At 68.0% G+C, this 16,014-nt stretch carries 17 protein-coding genes and 1 tRNA gene; 3 read left to right on the plus strand and 15 right to left on the minus strand.

What is annotated here, in order from left to right; all coding sequences use genetic code 11:
- Nucleotides 1-41 precede the first annotated feature (41 nt).
- Together ACQY5G_RS00340 and ACQY5G_RS00345 are read left to right on the plus strand one after the other, a co-directional pair.
- Nucleotides 42-115 (plus strand) — tRNA-Arg (locus ACQY5G_RS00340).
- A gap of 54 nt (nt 116-169) precedes the next feature.
- A complete protein-coding gene (locus tag ACQY5G_RS00345; protein ID WP_428275929.1) occupies nt 170-646 on the plus strand; it encodes a YbaN family protein in 477 nt (158 codons plus the stop codon).
- 16 nt (nt 647-662) lie between these two features.
- Here the strand turns inward: ACQY5G_RS00345 and ACQY5G_RS00350 are convergent, their stop codons facing one another.
- From ACQY5G_RS00350 to ACQY5G_RS00380, 7 genes are all read right to left on the minus strand, one after another.
- Nucleotides 663-1,568 (minus strand): phospholipase D-like domain-containing protein, encoded by a 906-nt coding sequence (locus tag ACQY5G_RS00350; RefSeq protein ID WP_428275931.1) that lies wholly within the window; start codon nt 1,566-1,568, stop codon nt 663-665.
- Entirely contained in the window at nt 1,565-2,029 is a 465-nt protein-coding gene (locus tag ACQY5G_RS00355; RefSeq protein ID WP_428275933.1) for a DUF6197 family protein, read from the minus strand. Before ACQY5G_RS00355 ends, ACQY5G_RS00350 begins: the two co-directional genes overlap by 4 nt.
- Nucleotides 2,026-2,430 carry a type II toxin-antitoxin system VapC family toxin gene (locus ACQY5G_RS00360; RefSeq protein ID WP_428275935.1) on the minus strand — a complete coding sequence of 135 codons (405 nt, stop codon included), beginning with the start codon at nt 2,428-2,430 and terminating at the stop codon, nt 2,026-2,028. Before ACQY5G_RS00360 ends, ACQY5G_RS00355 begins: the two co-directional genes overlap by 4 nt.
- The gene (locus ACQY5G_RS00365; RefSeq protein ID WP_428275937.1) at nt 2,427-2,663 is read right to left on the minus strand and encodes a FitA-like ribbon-helix-helix domain-containing protein; all 237 of its coding nucleotides are present in this window, start codon (nt 2,661-2,663) and stop codon (nt 2,427-2,429) included. Before ACQY5G_RS00365 ends, ACQY5G_RS00360 begins: the two co-directional genes overlap by 4 nt.
- Nucleotides 2,664-2,733: 70 nt before the next feature.
- Nucleotides 2,734-4,125 carry a pyridoxal-phosphate dependent enzyme gene (locus tag ACQY5G_RS00370; RefSeq protein ID WP_428275939.1) on the minus strand — a complete coding sequence of 464 codons (1,392 nt, stop codon included), beginning with the start codon at nt 4,123-4,125 and terminating at the stop codon, nt 2,734-2,736.
- 82 nt (nt 4,126-4,207) lie between these two features.
- Complete coding sequence (gene mmuM / locus ACQY5G_RS00375; RefSeq protein WP_428275941.1) at nt 4,208-5,155, minus strand: homocysteine S-methyltransferase; 948 nt, start codon at nt 5,153-5,155, stop codon at nt 4,208-4,210.
- Nucleotides 5,152-6,108, minus strand: coding sequence for an MBL fold metallo-hydrolase (locus ACQY5G_RS00380; protein WP_428275943.1), 957 nt, complete (start codon nt 6,106-6,108; stop codon nt 5,152-5,154). Before ACQY5G_RS00380 ends, mmuM begins: the two co-directional genes overlap by 4 nt.
- A gap of 258 nt (nt 6,109-6,366) precedes the next feature.
- Here ACQY5G_RS00380 and ACQY5G_RS00385 point away from each other — a divergent pair, with 258 nt between their 5' ends.
- Nucleotides 6,367-6,846, plus strand: coding sequence for a hypothetical protein (locus tag ACQY5G_RS00385; RefSeq protein ID WP_428275945.1), 480 nt, complete (start codon nt 6,367-6,369; stop codon nt 6,844-6,846).
- Between the two features lie 95 nt (nt 6,847-6,941).
- Here ACQY5G_RS00385 and ACQY5G_RS00390 read toward each other — a convergent pair whose 3' ends face one another.
- From ACQY5G_RS00390 to ACQY5G_RS00425, 8 genes are all read right to left on the minus strand, one after another.
- Nucleotides 6,942-10,184, minus strand: coding sequence for a VPS10 domain-containing protein (locus tag ACQY5G_RS00390; RefSeq protein ID WP_428275946.1), 3,243 nt, complete (start codon nt 10,182-10,184; stop codon nt 6,942-6,944).
- Nucleotides 10,185-10,276: 92 nt separating this feature from the next.
- Entirely contained in the window at nt 10,277-11,461 is a 1,185-nt protein-coding gene (locus ACQY5G_RS00395) for an acyl-CoA dehydrogenase family protein (protein ID WP_428275948.1), read from the minus strand.
- Nucleotides 11,458-11,724 (minus strand): hypothetical protein, encoded by a 267-nt coding sequence (locus ACQY5G_RS00400; protein ID WP_428275950.1) that lies wholly within the window; start codon nt 11,722-11,724, stop codon nt 11,458-11,460. The genes ACQY5G_RS00395 and ACQY5G_RS00400 overlap by 4 nt, the downstream gene beginning before the upstream one ends.
- Nucleotides 11,706-12,050: a hypothetical protein gene (locus tag ACQY5G_RS00405; RefSeq protein WP_428275952.1), complete on the minus strand. Its 345-nt coding sequence runs from the start codon at nt 12,048-12,050 to the stop codon at nt 11,706-11,708. The genes ACQY5G_RS00400 and ACQY5G_RS00405 overlap by 19 nt, the downstream gene beginning before the upstream one ends.
- Before the next feature lie 24 nt (nt 12,051-12,074).
- On the minus strand, nt 12,075-13,109 hold the full coding sequence (locus tag ACQY5G_RS00410) for an isocitrate/isopropylmalate dehydrogenase family protein (protein WP_428275954.1): 1,035 nt from the start codon (nt 13,107-13,109) through the stop codon (nt 12,075-12,077).
- A 2-nt stretch (nt 13,110-13,111) separates the two neighbouring features.
- A complete protein-coding gene (locus tag ACQY5G_RS00415; RefSeq protein ID WP_428275956.1) occupies nt 13,112-13,723 on the minus strand; it encodes a hypothetical protein in 612 nt (203 codons plus the stop codon).
- Nucleotides 13,720-14,961: a LeuA family protein gene (locus tag ACQY5G_RS00420; protein ID WP_428275958.1), complete on the minus strand. Its 1,242-nt coding sequence runs from the start codon at nt 14,959-14,961 to the stop codon at nt 13,720-13,722. Before ACQY5G_RS00420 ends, ACQY5G_RS00415 begins: the two co-directional genes overlap by 4 nt.
- Nucleotides 14,958-15,950, minus strand: a complete 993-nt coding sequence (locus ACQY5G_RS00425) for a sugar phosphate nucleotidyltransferase (protein ID WP_428275960.1) — start codon at nt 15,948-15,950, stop codon at nt 14,958-14,960. Before ACQY5G_RS00425 ends, ACQY5G_RS00420 begins: the two co-directional genes overlap by 4 nt.
- Nucleotides 15,951-16,014 lie beyond the last annotated feature (64 nt).

Here is a 16,014-nt window from a genome sequence, read left to right on the forward strand (position 1 = left end):
CGGACGCGGGCTGCGTCTACCGTTTTCGGCTCGCGGCGCCCGCGCCCGTAGCTCAATTGGATAGAGCGTCTGACTTCGGATCAGAAGGCTGGGGGTTCGAGTCCTCCCGGGCGCATGATCCCTCGTCCGATGACCCCGAGAACGCCGAGCTTCGACGAACTTCACCGACATGAAGCCGAATCCGAACATGCCCCGGGGCCGGACGGCGACCCCTCCGCAGGCGGCCCAATGCCCGGTCGATCACCGGGCTGCGGAGCGCGCCGCGAGGGCGCTGCCGGGTCCCGTGCGACGAGCCGTCTTCCTGGGGGTCGGGACGCTGAGCGTGACCGCGGGCATCATCGGCATCGTCGTGCCGCTCTGGCCCACGACGTGCTTCCTGCTTCTCGCCGCCTGGTGCTATGCGCGCAGTTCCCCGCGCGCGGAGCGCTGGCTGCTGGAGAACCGCGTGTTCGGACGCTACCTCACCGCATACCGGGAGCGCGGCGTGATCTCCACCCGCGTGCGGCGCGGCGCGACGATCTTCCTGTGGAGCGCGATCCTCGTCTCGGCGGTGCTCGCCGCCGGACACCTATGGGTCGTGGCCCTCCTCCTCCTCGTCGCCGCCCTGGTCACCGCCCACCTCTACTCCCTCCCCGGCGAAGGCTGATCCGCCGCGAGGCGCGTCACGCCAAGGCCCAAAGCTCCGTGTCGGCGTCGTACGTCACCTCGCCCCTTCTCTTCAGGGATTGCTGGGCGTTGCGCACTCGATGCTTCCACCGCTTTCCGTAGCGCTCGTCGTTGATGACGAGTTCCTCGGAGTCGTCGCAGAGGTCCGGTAGCAGTTGACGCACCTGTTCGTTGATCGCGTCCGTGGTCAGCGGGCCCCTTCTCAGCACGAACAGAATCGCATCGCTAAAGACCGCGTTCGCACTTCTGTTTCCGACATGAGCCTGGACGAACCGAGGCTTGGCGTGCCGCATGACTTCCCGGAACCTCGCTCGTGCGCCGGATTCCGCATCCGCTTCGGCCTCGGCCTTGTCGCGGGCTTGGCGGAGGTCGGCCTGTAGCGACACGAGCTGGGTTAGCTCAGTCGGGCCGACTTGCTGCCCCAGCTTGGCGAAGGCGCCCATGTCGCTGCGAATCGTACGGACCAACTGCGGTTCGCGTAGCAAGACACCGTATTCGATGTTCGTGTCCAAGCCCGAGCGCGTCAGGTTCCCCGACGTCACAATCGCGGCCTCGTCGTCGGCTACGAAGACCTTCGCGTGAAGATTCGGAAGCGCGATCACATGCGTCTCGTCCGAACGCTCGGCCAGGTGAAGGAGGGCGGTCATGTCGAGCCCGGGCGAAGCGACCGCATCAGCTCTAATGCTTGCAAGCGTGGTGAGTTCCACGTCTGCGGCGAGTTGGCGGCGGAACCAGACGGCCGCTTCGTACGTGATGAAGGGAGCCGCCACGATCATGGAACGGCGAGCACTTGAGGCCACCCCAGCCAAGTCGGCACGCCAGCCCGGGCCTAGGAGTTGGGTTGCCTTGGGAACGTTCCCCTCCCCGACCGCCCCGGACGTACGCTGGAGATCGGACCTCACGGCGCCGCCAGGAGTCTTCGACCCAACCCTTGCCATATGTCCCAACCGTTCGAGGCTGCGGCAACGGCTTCCAACACCGCCGCGACCTCCGAGGCCGTCCTTCCTTCGGTGTCGTTCCACTCCCCCGCGTCGCCGACGTGGGCTTCCAATAGCTCTTGGAGAAGAACGTTGTCGACACTCGGTCCCGTGTCGTGCGCGTTAGCTGCCTCCAGCGCACCTACCGCGCACCACCTGACAGCCGCCGGATCGCCTGTGTCGCATGAGCACCAATCGGCGTCCGCCGCTGCATCGCCTTGGATCCAGCCGCGCCGGACAAGTTCCGCCGCCCGCCGCATGATGCGGCGAACTCTCGAGTACTCGTACCCGCTCCTAGGCTCCATCGACATCTCCATATCAAAGTCATCAGTCGTTTCTTCGAAGAACACTAACGCCTCCGGGGCGAGGCGGCGCACGATGCTCATGGGGTGATGACCCGGCAGGTGCCAGCGGCGGCGCGGGCGAGTCGCCGGTCCAGCGTCAGCAGCGGGCAGGAGAGGGCCTCCGCCAGCGCCACGGACCAGCCGTCGTAGATCGTGAGGTTGTGGCGCAGTTCCCATGCGCGAGCGGCCAGAGGTTCGAACGGGAACAACTCGATGTCGAGCTTGAGCAGGTCACGCTGGGCGACATCGGCTTCACGGCTCGGAAGTCGCTCGGCAAGCTCCAGCCTGCGAATGACGTTGGCGGCTTCGGCGAGGGCTATCTCCGGACCGGCCAGCCAACCTGTCGCCCGCGCCTCCGCGATGACGGCCTCGGACCAGGCACCCTCCGGTCCCGTCTCGGCGGCCGCGGCCGCGAGGACCGAGGCGTCAACGACGACCGTCACCTCCGATCGGCGTCCCGCGCTTCCAGGATGCTCTCGGTGGTCACTCGATTGACCGAGACTCGCTTCCGGGCGCGAACTTCCGCGAGCCAGTCATCGAGGGTGGGCTTCGCCACGATTCGCTCGAGTTCGCCACGCAGATACTCCTGCATGGATTGACCGCGCGACGCAGCACGGACCTTCAGCCCGTCACGCACCTCTTCGGGAACGCCTCGGATCGTGATCTGAATAGCCATGACATCATTCTGACATCATCGCCATTGAACTGCAAGCACCGACGTTCCCGCGGGATCGTCCGGCCGTGCGTTACGAGGCGCTCTCGGCTCCCAGGGCCGAGATCAGGTCGGAGCGGGTGAGGATGGCGAGGGTGCCGTCTTCTCCTCGCACCAGCACGGCAGGCTGGTCTCCGCTCAACTCGTTGGCGAAGGCGTGCACGGGGCTCGCGGCTTCCACCACCGGGAAGGGCGGGCCCATGAGGTCGCCCACGAGGCGTGCCCGCGCGTCGGGGTCTCCCATGAGGAAACGCAGGATGTTCTGCTCGATGAGGCTCCCGACGACTTCTCCCTCCTCCATCACGGGAAGCTGTGAAATCGCGTGCTCCCGCATCGACGCGATCGCGTCGTCCAGCGACATGTCGGCCGGGGCCGACACAAGCGGCCTTTCGGTCGAACGACGTGCGACGAGCGCGCCCGCGGTGAGGGTCTCGCCCTCGTCCAGGAAGCCGTGCTCCTGCATCCAGACGTCGTTGTAGACCTTGCCGAGGGCCCGGTAGCCGCCGTCGGGCATGATCACGACGAGCACGTCGTCGTCCGAGAGCGTCTCCCGGTTCGCCTCCATCCACTGGAGCGTGCCGGCCATCGCCATGCCGCACGAGCCGCCGAGGAACATCCCCTCCTCGCGGGCGAGACGGCGGGTCATGAGCATCGACTCGCGGTCCGTGACGCGCACGTAGTCGTCCACGATGTCGAAGTTCATGTTGCCCGCGAGGATGTCCTCCCCGACCCCCTCGGTCACGTACGGGTAGATCTCGTCCTCGTCGAACTCCCCGGTGTGGAAGTACTTCCAGTAGACGGAGCCGAAGGGATCCACGCCGATGATCCGGACGCCGGGGTTCCGTTCCTTGAGGTAGTCGGCGGAGCCCGAAATCGTGCCGCCGGTGCCGGAGCCGACGAAGAGGTGCGTGATCCTCCCCTCCGTCCCCTCCCACAGTTCCGGACCCGTCGTCCGGAAGTGGGCCGCCGTGTTCGCGGGGTTGTCGTACTGGTTCATGTAGAAGGAGTTGGGCGTCTCCTCCGCGAGCCGGCGCGAGACCTGGTAGTAGGAGCGCGGATCTTCCGGGTCCACGGCCGTGGGGCAGACGATGACCTCCGCCCCGAGCGCCCGCAGGATCGCGATCTTCTCAGGGCTCTGCTTGTCCGTGGTCGCGAAGATGCACTTGTAGCCGCGCGCGATGGCGGCGAGCGCGAGGCCCACGCCGGTGTTCCCGCTCGTCCCCTCGACGATCGTGCCGCCGGGCGCGATCTCTCCCCGCGCCTCCGCGTCCTCGAGCATCGAAATCCCGATCCGGTCCTTGACGGAGCCGCCGGGGTTGAAGTACTCGAGCTTCGCGAGGACGGTGCCGGGGAGGTGCGCGGCCAGGCGGTTCACGCGCACCAGCGGCGTCCCGCCGATCGTTCCGAGGATGTCGTCGTGCCACATGGCGATGTTCGCTCCGCTACCGGATGAGGCCCGGGGAAACCTTACGGGCCACGGAGACCCGGCGCCAAGAAAGCTCTGTGGGTCAGCGCACGGCATCCGCGCGGATGGCGGCGATCCCGGCGGGGCCCACGCGGCAGCAGCCGCCGACGCCGTCGGCGCCCTCCCGCCGCCACTCGGTGGCGCTCCGGGCCCAGTCCAGCGGGGTCGCGGGGCCCGTCCAGCGCTTCGCGTCCGCGTCCCATTCCTCCCCCGAGTTGGGATAGACGAGGATCGGTTTTCCGGTCGCCCGCCGCGCCGCGTGGATGAGCGGCGCAACAAGGCGCGGATCGACGCAGTTCACGCCGACCGCGACAACGTGGGGTTCGGCCTCGCACAGGGCGACGGCGGTCTCGAACGGCGTGCCGTCCGCGAGGTGGGCGGCGTCGCGACACTGGAAGCTGATCCACGTCGGATGGTGGGACACGGCGGCGAGCCGGCAGTAGGCCTGCGTTTCCTCGAGGGAGGGAGTGGTCTCGCACGCGAGGACATCGGCCGGGGTTTCGGCGAGGGTCTCCCAGCGCCGGGCGTGGAAGTCGTACAGTTCGGCCGCGGAGAGCCCGTAGTCGCCCCGGTACTCGGACCCGTCGGCGAGGAAGGCGCCGTAGGGTCCGACGCTGGCGGCGACGAGGGGTCGCGGGCGATCGGCCGGCTCCGTGGCGGCGGCGGCGCGCTCGGCCACGAACCCGTCGCGCGCGGAGACGGCGATCTCGACGGCCCGGCCGAGGAGACGCGCCGTGTCGGACGCGTCGAGGCCCCGGGCCGCGAAGCCCTCGAAGGTCGCCTGGTAGGTCGCGGTGGCGATGCAGTCGGCGCCCGCCTCGAGGAAGCGGAGGTGCGCGGTGCGGATCGCCCCCGGGTCGTCGATGAGGGCGCGGGCGGACCACAGGGGATCGTCGAGATCGCAGCCCAGGGTCTCGAGTTCCGTCGCCAGGCCCCCATCGAGGACCAGAAAGCCTTCTCGCTCGATGAAGTCGCGGATCGGGTCGGTCAAAGCTGCTCCCGTCGCAACAGGATGGTGAAACCCTCGAACACGAACTCGACTCCTCCGCCCGGTAACGCGTTACCGATGGCGATGCCCTCGAACATGGCCTCCACGGCATCGTTCAGTTCGAGCAGCCGGGAGGGCTGCGCGACCGGCGTGTTGTGGGCCGTGAACAGCGTCGTCAGCTCGGGGGCGAGTTCGGCGAGCCGGGCCACCGAGGTGCGGTACGCCTCCAGGTCCGTCTCCGGCGCAAAGAGCCAGATCGGGCCCTCGTAGAAGGAGTCCCCGGTCCAGAGAAACCCGGCTTCGGCGTCGAGGAGGGCGATCGCGTCGGGAGCGTGGCCGGGGACGGCGAGGACTTCGAGCGTGCGTCCGCCGAGGTCGATCCGGTGTCCGTCCTCGATGAAGGCGTCGATCTCGAAGGCGGGCGTGTGGTAGTCGTCCTCCGTGATCTCGGCGGGCAGGGCCCGGCAGAGCGCGTCCGCGGCCACCTCTCCCCGCACCTCGGCGTTCGTGCGGCCGCGGGCGTGCGTGCGGGTGAACTCCGTGTCCATGGCGAGCACGCGCTCGAACTCCGCGTTCCCCCCGACGTGGTCCAGGTGCGTGTGCGAGTTGAGGACGGTCACGGGCAGCGCCGTGAGGTCGTCCACGACGGTGCGGATGCGGCCGATCCCCATCCCCGTGTCGAAGAGGAGGGCGCCCTCTTCACCCAGGATCAGGTAGGAGATGACCTCCTGGAACTGGAACGGCTCGTAGATCGCGTACACGGCCGGCGCGACGCGATAGACTTCGAACCAGTCGTCCGAGACCTCGACGCGCTCCAGGCTGGCGTACTGCGATCGGGGCACGTTCGAGCAGAACCCCGCCGTCGCCGGGCGCGACTCCGGGGCGGATTCCCCGCCGGGCGCGCAGGCGAGCGTGCCCCCGGCCAACGCGCCCGCGGCCGCCAGCCGGAGGACCACCGGGTACACTGCCGCAGCTGCTATTGGACGCGCCCGCATGCGTCGAGTCCGCATTGGCCTGCGTTCATCGGATCCTCCGACGCGTAGAGTGAGGTGTCTCCCACAAGAACTCCCGCCTTGCCGTCGGGTCAAATGGAGCATCGGGCGGCGATCTTTCGATCTCTGCTTGCCCCCCCCCCGGCTGCGCCGCTTACCGTTCTTCCGGCAGTTTCCGGTAGTCGATCATCGTTACATGATACGTGAGAGGGGTGGTGATACATGAATCGGAACCCGTTGGCCGTTTCCGTGCTGGGGTTCGCGCTGGCCGCATGTGCCGATGAAGGTGAAGTTGTGTCACCTGCGTCGGACGATGGCGCGTGGGCCGTTCAAGCAGTCGCGTCGGCGATGGATGACCTCCAGCCGGGACAGTACGCGGCGATCCAAAAGAAGTCGCGCACTGTTGACATCTACTGGATGGGCGAGGGGCCGCTTGCAATCTCACGCCGCGACGCGGATAACGTCGTCAAGGATATGAGTGACCCGGTCTTCCGCGAGTTCATGGGCGGGAGCCTCACGGGTGTGTCCGCCGACGGCCCCGATCCCGACTGTGCGATTTCCCGATCCGACATTGGTGACGACGAAGCTTTTGCCGCTTGGAACGACTGTGTTGACGGTCTCATGGCTGACGATGCCTGTGCCACGGTTACCCTTGAGTACATAAAGAAGGAAGAAATGTACCACGCGCATTGTCTGGCGTAGCACGATAATCGCCTGGGGCCCGGACCTCGCCGAGGTCAGGGCCCCAGCGGCAAGCGCAAGTTCTCCCTTTCGCTTTCGGTTCGGCTTGCCGCGCTCTATTCCGTCGTGATGACGCGGCCGACCCTCGCCTGGAGCATCCGGTTGAACTCGGCGAGTTCGTCGGCCAGCACCGCTTCCAGCCGCACCTGGACCTCGTCGATCTGGTCGCTCAGGATCTGCGCCACCTCGGCGTGCTGGTCGGTGGGCGGGAAGTCCGCCGTCCCCACCGTGCGCTGGAGGTAGGACAGACGGCCGCCGATCATCGAGGGCCAGCGGACCCCGTCGGATCCGGTGTTCTTCAGCTGCACGAGTTCGCCCTCCACCTCCATGAGCGACTCGTCGAGCGCCTCTCCCGCCTCGATGACATCCTCGGCGTCCCCCGCGTCTTCGAGCACGGGGCGCAGGTCGTAAATCTGCCGCCTCAGCAGTTCGATCTGGTTGACGAGATCGGCGAGCCGGTTCCGGTCATCGACGATGTCGTCGAGCAGAGCCTTCTGCGCCAGGATATCCGCCATGGACCCTTCGGAGCTGGGATCGCGCAGGACGGTCAGTTCCTCGGACCCCACGTCCTCGCCGTCCACGACCAGCGTCACCGTGTAGGTTCCCGGCGGCTGCCGGGGCCCGCCGCCGAAGCCGAAAAAGCCGCCGCCGACCTGCCGGGACACCTCCGGCATCGGCATCCAGTCCGCGAACTGCGGCTTCGTCCGGTACTGGATCGGCTTCGCGTCCGGCCCCCGGAAGTTCCACCACACGCGGTTGAAGCCGTCGTGGCTGGAGCCGTCGAGCGTGGCGAGCGTCTCGCCGTCCCCGTTCTCGACGCGGACCTTCACCTCGCGTCCCTCTCCGTCCGCGAGCCAGTAGTTGATCGACGCCCCGTTGGGCGGGTTCTCGCCCACGGACCAGTCCTCGTACATCACCTGCGGTTCGGAGATGTCGTTGAAGCGGTAGGCGTCGCGCGGCGCGAACAGGTGCGCGTCGGAGGCCGCGATCTCGGGCGTAAGCTGCTGGACCGGGCTCAGGTCGTCGAGGATCCAGTAGCCGCGGCCGTACGTGCCCGCCACGAAGTCGTTGAAGTGCTCCTGGATGATGAGCCCGTAGTACGGCGTCGGGGGGAGGTTCGGCATGAAGAGCTGCCAGCTCTCCCCGTCGTCGTAGCTGATGTAGACGTTCGTCTCCGTACCGAGGTAGAGGAGGCCCGGCCGCACCGGGTCCTCGAGCAGGTAGCGGGTGTAGTCGACCGGGTAGTTGTCGACCCCGTTCGTGATCTGCGTCCACGTCTCGCCGAAGTCGTCCGTCCTGTAGGCGCGCGCGTCGAAGTCGCCGACCTGGTGGTGCTCGATCGTGATGTAGGCCTTCGCGACATCGAAGCGGGAAGCGTCGATGCTCCGCACGATGCCGTCGGGAGGCAGGTTCGGGATGTTCTCCGTGACGTTCGTCCACGTGGCGCCGTCGTCCCGGCTCACCTGCACGAGGCCATCGTTCGTGCCGGCCCAGAAGACGCCCTGCTCGATGGGCGACTCGTCGAAGGCGTAGATCACGCAGCAGAACTCGACCCCGATGTTGTCGGGCGTGAGCCCGCCGGAGATCGTCATCCGCTCCCGGTTGTTCGTGGAGAGGTCGGGGCTGATGATCTCCCAGCTCTGGCCCCGGTTGCGCGTGCGGTGCACGTGCTGGCTCGTGACGTAGATCGTCTCGTTGTCGTGCGGCGAGATGAGGAGGGGGAAGGTCCACTGGAAGCGGTAACGGATCTCCTCCGCCGGATACCCCATGGTGGACTCGGGCCACACCTCGACGTCGCGGAACTGGCCGCGCTCCCTGTCGTGGCGCACGACGATGCCGCCGACCGCGCCGGCCCCGGAGGCGCTCGACCACACGATGTTCGGGTCGGTCGGGTCGGGCGTCGCGAAGCCGCTCTCGCCGCCGCCCACGGTCGTCCAGTCGCCGCGCGGGATGAGGCCGCGCGCCCAGAAGCCGGTGTAGCGCGTGTTCGACGGCCCGTGGTAGGAGGGCCCGTCCTGCCGGTTCCCCATCACGTTGTAGGGGATCTCGTTGTCCACCGTGACGTGGTACATCTGCGCGATCGGAAGCTGCATCCGGGACCACGACCTCATCCGGTTCTCCGTGATCGCGACGCCGCTGTCGCCGCCGATGAAGACGCGGTCCGCGTTGGTCGGATCGACCCAGATGTCGTGCAGATCCCACCCCGGGGCCGCCGGGTCGCCGCCCGGAGGTCCGCCGCCCAGGAAGTTGAACATCTCGTACGTCGCGCCCCCGTCGCGGCTCACACTGAAGCTGGACGAGAGGAAGTAGACTTCGTCGCGGTCGTCGGAGGCGACGCCGCAGCGGGTGTAGTAGGCCTGCCGGGTCGCGAGGTTGTGGCTGTAGTTCACGAGCGTCCACGTGCGGCCGCCGTCATCGCTGCGCCACAGCTCGCCCGTGTCGGCCTCGTACCCCTCCATCGGCACGCCGTCGCTCGTCTCGATGAGGGCGTACACGCGGTCGGAGTCCGAATGGGACATGCAGACGGCGATCTTGCCGAGCGTGCCGGTCGGAAGCCCGTTCCCCTCGAGTTCGGTCCACGTGTCGCCGCCGTCCATCGTGAGGTGGAGGCCGCTCCCCGGCCCGCCGCTGTCGCGCTTCCACGTCTTGAGGTCGATGTCCCACATCGTGGCGAAGATCTTCCGCGGGTTCGCCGGGTCCATGACCATGTCGTAGGCCCCCGTCCCGCGGTCGACGAAGAGGATCTTCTCCCACGAGGCGCCGCCGTCCGTGGTCCGGTACACGCCGCGCTCGTCGGATTCCGCGTAGGCGTGGCCGAGCGCCGCGACGTACACGATGTCCGCGTCAGTGGGGTGGATCAGGATGCGGCCCACGCGGCCGGTGCCCTCCAGTCCCATGTGGGTCCAGCTCTCGCCGCCATCCGTCGATTTCCACACGCCGTTTCCGATCGAGACGTTCGAGCGGATCGAGGTTTCGCCGGTGCCGGCCCACACGACCGCGTGGTCGCTCGGGGCGACGGCGAGCGCGCCGATCGAGTGCACGGGCTGGTCGTCGAACACGGGCCGCCAGTGCAGGCCCGCGTCGTCCGTCTTCCAGAGCCCGCCGGTCGCGGCGCCGGCGAAGTAGGTGTTGCGGTCGCCCGGGACCCCGGCCACCGAGGAGACGCGGTTGCCGACGGGTCCGATGTGGCGCGCCCGCAGCCCCTCGTACTGCTCGGGCGCAAGTTGCTGCGCGCCCAGCGGCACGGCGGCGGCGAAGGCGAGGGCGAGACTGATGGAGAAGCGGCGAACGTTGGACATGGCTCTCTGCCTCGTGAAACGGGTCGTTTGAGCGAAGAAACGTGCGGCTCCAAACGAATACGGGCCAGAGCCCGACCTCCCTCGTCCGGTCGTCAGTTGTAGGCCGGGAGTCCCGTCGCGTCGTGTCCCAGGATGAGGGAGTGGATGTCGTGGGTGCCCTCGTACGTATAGACGGACTCCAGATTCGCCATGTGACGCATCGAGGCGTACTCGGCGAGGATCCCGTTCGCGCCGAGCAGCCGCCGCGACTCGCGGGCGCACTCGCACGCCATGTTCACGTTGTTGCGCTTCGCGAGCGAGACGTGTTGCGGCCGCATCGTGCCCTCGTCCTTCATGCGGCCGAGCCGGAGGCAGAGAAGCTGCGCCTTCGTGATCTCGGTGAGCATGTCGGCGATCCGGACCTGCTGGATCTGGGTCTGCGCGATCGGCGTCCCGTCGAACTGCACGCGGTTCTTCGCGTATTCGACCGACTCGCGATAGCAGCCCATGGCGGCCCCGACGGCCCCCCACGAGATCCCGTAGCGCGCCTGCGTAAGGCACTTCAGCGGGCTCTTGAGCCCCCCGCTGCCCGGGAGGAGGTTCGCCCGCGGCACCCGCACGTCCTGCAGGACGAGTTCGGAAGTGTCGGACGCCAGGAGGGAGAGCTTCCCCTTCTGGTCGCTGGCGGAGAAGCCGTCGCGCTCCGTCTCGACGATGAAGCCGCGGATCGAGCCGACGTCGTCCAGCTCCCCGGTCTTCGCCCAGATCACCGCCACGTCGGCCATCGATCCGTTCGTGATCCACATCTTGGCGCCGTTGAGGACCCACTCGTCCCCGTCCTCGACGGCGCGCGTGATCATGCCGCCGGGGTTGGAGCCGAAGTCGGGCTCGGTGAGGCCGAAGCACCCGATGGACTCGCCGCTCGCCATCCGCGGCAGCCACTCGCGCTTCTGTTCCTCGGATCCGAAGGCGAAGATCGGGTACATGACGAGGGCGCCCTGGACGGAGACGAAGGAGCGGAGGCCCGAGTCCGCCCGCTCCAGTTCCTGCATGATGAGGCCGTAGGCCACGTTGTTGAGGCCGGCGCAGCCGTACTCCTCCGGGAGGTTCGCCCCGAAGAAGCCGAGTTCGCCCATCTGGGGGATGAGTTCCCGCGGGAACGTGCGTTCGATGTAGTGGTGGCCGATGATGGGTAGGACTTCCTGGTCCACCCACTCGCGCACCAGGTCGCGAATCGCGATCTCCTCTTCGTCGAGGAGCGCATCGAGATTGAAGTAGTCGACACCTTCAAAAGTCATTCGGGAGTTTCTCCGGATTCCGGGCAGCCCGTGGCTGCGGGGTGAGGGACGGCGGACGAATCCGCGCGGAAACAATGGACGCCGAGCGCGACGCCGGCGGCGGCGAGGAGGATGCCCGCGGCGACTCCAGGCCAGCCGTACACGTGCGCGTTGATGACGAGGACGATCCCGAGCATGGCGGCGAGCGCCGCGGCCGGAAGCCCCAGCACGGTCCGTATGCCGGCCCGCCTTACGGGCCGGGCGCCTATCGGCCGATCCGCCATCGGGTGTAGCCCTTCACGACCTCGCGGCCGATGCGGAAGCCGAGATAGTACGCCGCCACAAGCGGCAGCCCCCACGCGTACGCCGGCAGGAAACCGAGGTCGGGGGAAGTGCGGAGCCAGAAGACGACCCAGACGGCGAAGGGCAGCGTGATGCACGCGGCGACCAGATGGCGCCCGCGCCGCATGCGCCGCTGCATGCGCGGTCCGCACGCTTCGCACGAGTCGTTGCCGTCCAACTGTCCCTTGGGGAACATCTGGCCGCAGGCGTCGCACATCACGCCCTTGAAGTGAAGCTCTTCCATCCGCTCGCGCTCCGTGCCGGTCATTCCGCCCCGATCGTTCCGCGCCGGTCATTCACCGGCTGCATCCAGTCGTTCGATCACCGCGCCGGCGAACTCCGCCGTGCGCGCGGAACCGCCGAGGTCCGGGGTCTGGGCGGCGCCGTCCTGCAGGGTGCGGTGCAAGGCGGCGCGAATGCGCGCGGCCACCCCGGGTTCCTCGAGGTGGTCGAGCAGGAGGCAGCCCGCGAGCAGGAGGGAGGTGGGGTTCGCGATCCCCTTCCCCGCGATGTCCGGCGCGGATCCATGCACCGCCTCGAAGATCGCCGCCCGCTCGCCCAGGTTCGCGCCCGGCGCGAAGCCGAGCCCGCCGATGAGTCCGGCGACCTGATCCGAGAGGATGTCGCCGAACATGTTCTCGGTCACGATCACGTCGAAGCGGTACGGATCCAGCGCGAGCTGCATCGCCGTGGCATCCACGATCTTCTCGTCGAATTCCACCCTTCCCTCGTACTCGGCCGCGACGTTGCGCCCGACCTCGAGGAAGAGACCCTGCGTGTACTTGAGGATATTCGCCTTGTGGACGAGGGTCACGAGCCGCCGGTTGTGGGCGAGGGCGTACTCGAACGCGAAGCGCACGATGCGGCGCGACCCGTAGCGCGTGATGAGCATGACGGATTCGGCAACGGCGCGGGGATCGTTCTCCATCCCGATGAAGTGCTCGATCCCGGCGTAGAGCCCCTCCGTATTCTCCCGCACGATGACGAGATCCACGTCCGGATAGCGGGCGGCCGGGAGGAGGGTGACCGCGGGACGGACGTTCGCGTAGAGGTCGAAGTGTTTGCGGAGCGCGACGTTCACGGACCGGAAGCCGGAGCCGATGGGGGTCGTGAGCGGCCCCTTGAGGGCGACGCCGGTCGCCTCGATCGATTCGAGCGTCGCCTGCGGAAGCGGCTCTCCGACGGTTTCCATGGCGGTGACGCCGCCGAGGCTCTCGCGCCAGCGGATGGGCGCGCCCGCAGCTTCAAGGATCGCGACGGTGGCTTCGGATATCTCCGGGCCAATGCCGTCGCCCGGGATCAACACGACGTCGTGTAGCGGTTTCATCGTCAGGAAGGTGCGAGTTGATCGGCCACGCGCAACGCGAGCGTGGTGAGGGCGAAGGGAGATGCGGCCTCCGCGACCGCGCCCGCGACGGGGCCGTGCCAGAGGACGGCGCTGCGCCGCACGTCGATGATCGCGAGGTGCAGAACGGCCCGACGCTCCCGATACGAGACCGCGAGCGGCAGAACGACGAGGCGCGCTCCGAAGAGGGCGGCCACCTGGCGGAGTTGCGTGTGGAGCGGTTCGTAGAGTTGCGCCCGGGAATCCGGCGCGGTGAGCAGGCCCCGGTAGGCGAGCCGCCCCGGGTCGACGCCGATCGTCGGGTTGCGGGCGAGGCGAGCCTCCACCGCGGGTGCGAGCGCCCAGTGTGCGGCCCCCTCTTCCTCTCCGAACGCAAACTCGATCTCGGCGTTGAGGAGGTCGATCGTGCGCTCCGCGCTCCCCGTCCCCCCGATCCACGTCCCTCCGGGGTCCGGCAGGGCCGACTGCACCGGGAGGACGACGACGGGCACGCCCGCGGGCACCGCCGGAGGGTCGTCGACCGCAGGCTGCTCGGCCGCCAGCGCCCCGGCGGAGAGAAGAGCCAGCGCGCAGGACGACGCCGTCCGCCGTCTCATGCCCGCGCCGCCTCGATGCGTGCGATCTCGGCTTCGATTTCGTCCTGCGAGAGCGTGTGATCGCACTTCTTGGCGAGCCCGAACACCGCCTCGCACAGCGCCTCGTCCCCCGCGTCGTATCCGTGCCGGCTCAACCAGAAGCGGACGTTGCTGAGACCGGACACCGGAGAAATCTCGATGGTCTGTTTCCGCCCCACGATCGAAGCCGGGACGCCGCTGTAGACGCGGTCCTCCAGCCAGCCGTCCCCCTTCTGCATGGCCTTGATGATCGCGGCCGCGTGTACGCCGGTCCCCGTCCGGAAGGCGTCGTCGCCGATGACCGGGTAGTTGTGGGGCACCTCGACTCCGCACATCTCCGCCGTGAGCCGGCAGTAGTCCGACAGGCGGTCGATCGGGTGATTGTGCGTCCCGAGCAGGTGGAGGTTCACGAGCAGCAGATCCATCTCGACGTTGCCGATCCGCTCGCCGATCCCGAGCGCGGTGGCGTGCACCCGGTCCACACCTTCCTCGATCGCCGCGAGCGCGTTCGCCAGCCCGAAGCCGCGGTCCCGGTGTCCGTGCCAGTCGATCTTCACGGACTCTCCCGTGCCGGCCACGATGTCCTTCGCGAAACGCACGAGTCGCCGCACGCCGTGGGGCGTCGAGTGACCGACGGTATCCGCGAGACAGATCCGCCGGGCCCCCGCCTCGACCGCGGCCGAGAAGAGCCGGGCGAGCGTCCTGGGCCGCGACCGCGTCGTATCCTCAGTCACGTACATGACGTCGAGTCCCTCGCCGATGGCGAACCCGATGGCGTCGCGCGTCGAATAGAGGATCTGGTCGACATCCCAGTTCTCGGCGTACTGGCGGATCGGCGAGCTTCCGATGAAGGTGGCGACCTCGATGTTCAGACCGGTCGCCTGCTGGACGCGCGCCACGGGTTCAATGTCGGCCCTGACCGTGCGGGCGGCCGCGTTGGCCTCGATCGGGAGTTCGCATTCGGTGATCTCCCGGGCCAGCGCGAGGCACGCCTCGTAGGCGCGGGGTCCGGCGCCCGGAAGGCCGATGTCGACCGCGTGGATGCCGAGGTCCACCATGAGGTGGAGGAGTTCGATCTTCTTCTCGATGGGCGGGTCCTTGACGGACGGATTCTGGAGGCCGTCGCGCAGCGTCTCGTCATCGAGTTCGACCCGGGTCGCCTCGTAGTCGTGGCTCCCCGGAAGCGCGTTCCAATCGTATATGAGTTCGTCCTGGCTCACGTCCGCTCGCCTTCGACGACTCCGTCGTCGCCCACGTTCACTCTTCCGCGCACGCCGCGCAGCGTCACGCGGTCCCCGACGAGCGAATCTACGAGGTCGCAGTCTTCGATGACGCTGTCCGCGCCGACGATCGTGTCGCGGAGGCGCGACCCCCGGACCCGGGTCCCGGATGCCACGCTCACGTTGGGGCCGACCGCCGAAGTCTCGACGATGGCGTCCGCCGCGACCGCGATGGCCCCGTCGACGGCGACGGAGTCCGGGAGATCCGGATCCCCTCCGTGCCCGCGTTCGAGCATCGCCCGGTTCGTCTCGAGCAGCGTCTCGGGCTTCCCGCAATCAAACCAGCCGCCCACTTCCGCCGTATGGAGACGTGCGCCACGGTCGATCATGTACTGGAAGGCGTCCGTGAGAAAAAACTCCCCGAGCCCGGGATCCCGGTCCATCACATGGCGAACCCCCTCGAACATCAGCTCATGATCCTTCACGTAGTAGACGCCGATGTTCGCGAGCTTCGATACGGGTTCCGACGGCTTTTCGATGATCCGCTTCATGTATCCGGCTTCATCCGTGAGGATGACGCCGAACCGCTGGTAGTCCTCGACCTCCTTGGCCCAGATGATGCCGGACGCGGAGGCGTGGCGGTGCAGCACGCTGAAGTCGGCATCGAAGAGCGTGTCCACGAAGACGATGATGACCGGCCCGGTCACGCAGGGTTCCGCCAGCGCAACCGCGTCGGCCGTCCCCCGCTGGGTGGCCTGCTCCACGTAGGTGACCGGGAGGCCGGGGAACTCCTCGGCCATGAAGGCCCGGATCTGACCGGCGAGGTGTCCGGTGATGAAGATGAACTCGTCGACGCCCTCGGCTCTGAGTTGCTCGACAACGTAGGAAAGCACGGGGCGATTGGCCACGCGGAGCAAGGGTTTGGGACGGGTGTGGGTATGGGGACGGACCCTTGTACCCATTCCCGCCAACGGTATTATGGCCTGCATGTTTAGCCGTCAGAGTTTCGGGAGAGTGGTCCTGCCGTCTGCGGGGGCCGGGAGCCCGGGCCAA

Origin of the sequence: Candidatus Palauibacter sp., assembly GCF_965261555.1 — a bacterium.
Lineage (GTDB): Bacteria > Gemmatimonadota > Gemmatimonadetes > Palauibacterales > Palauibacteraceae > Palauibacter.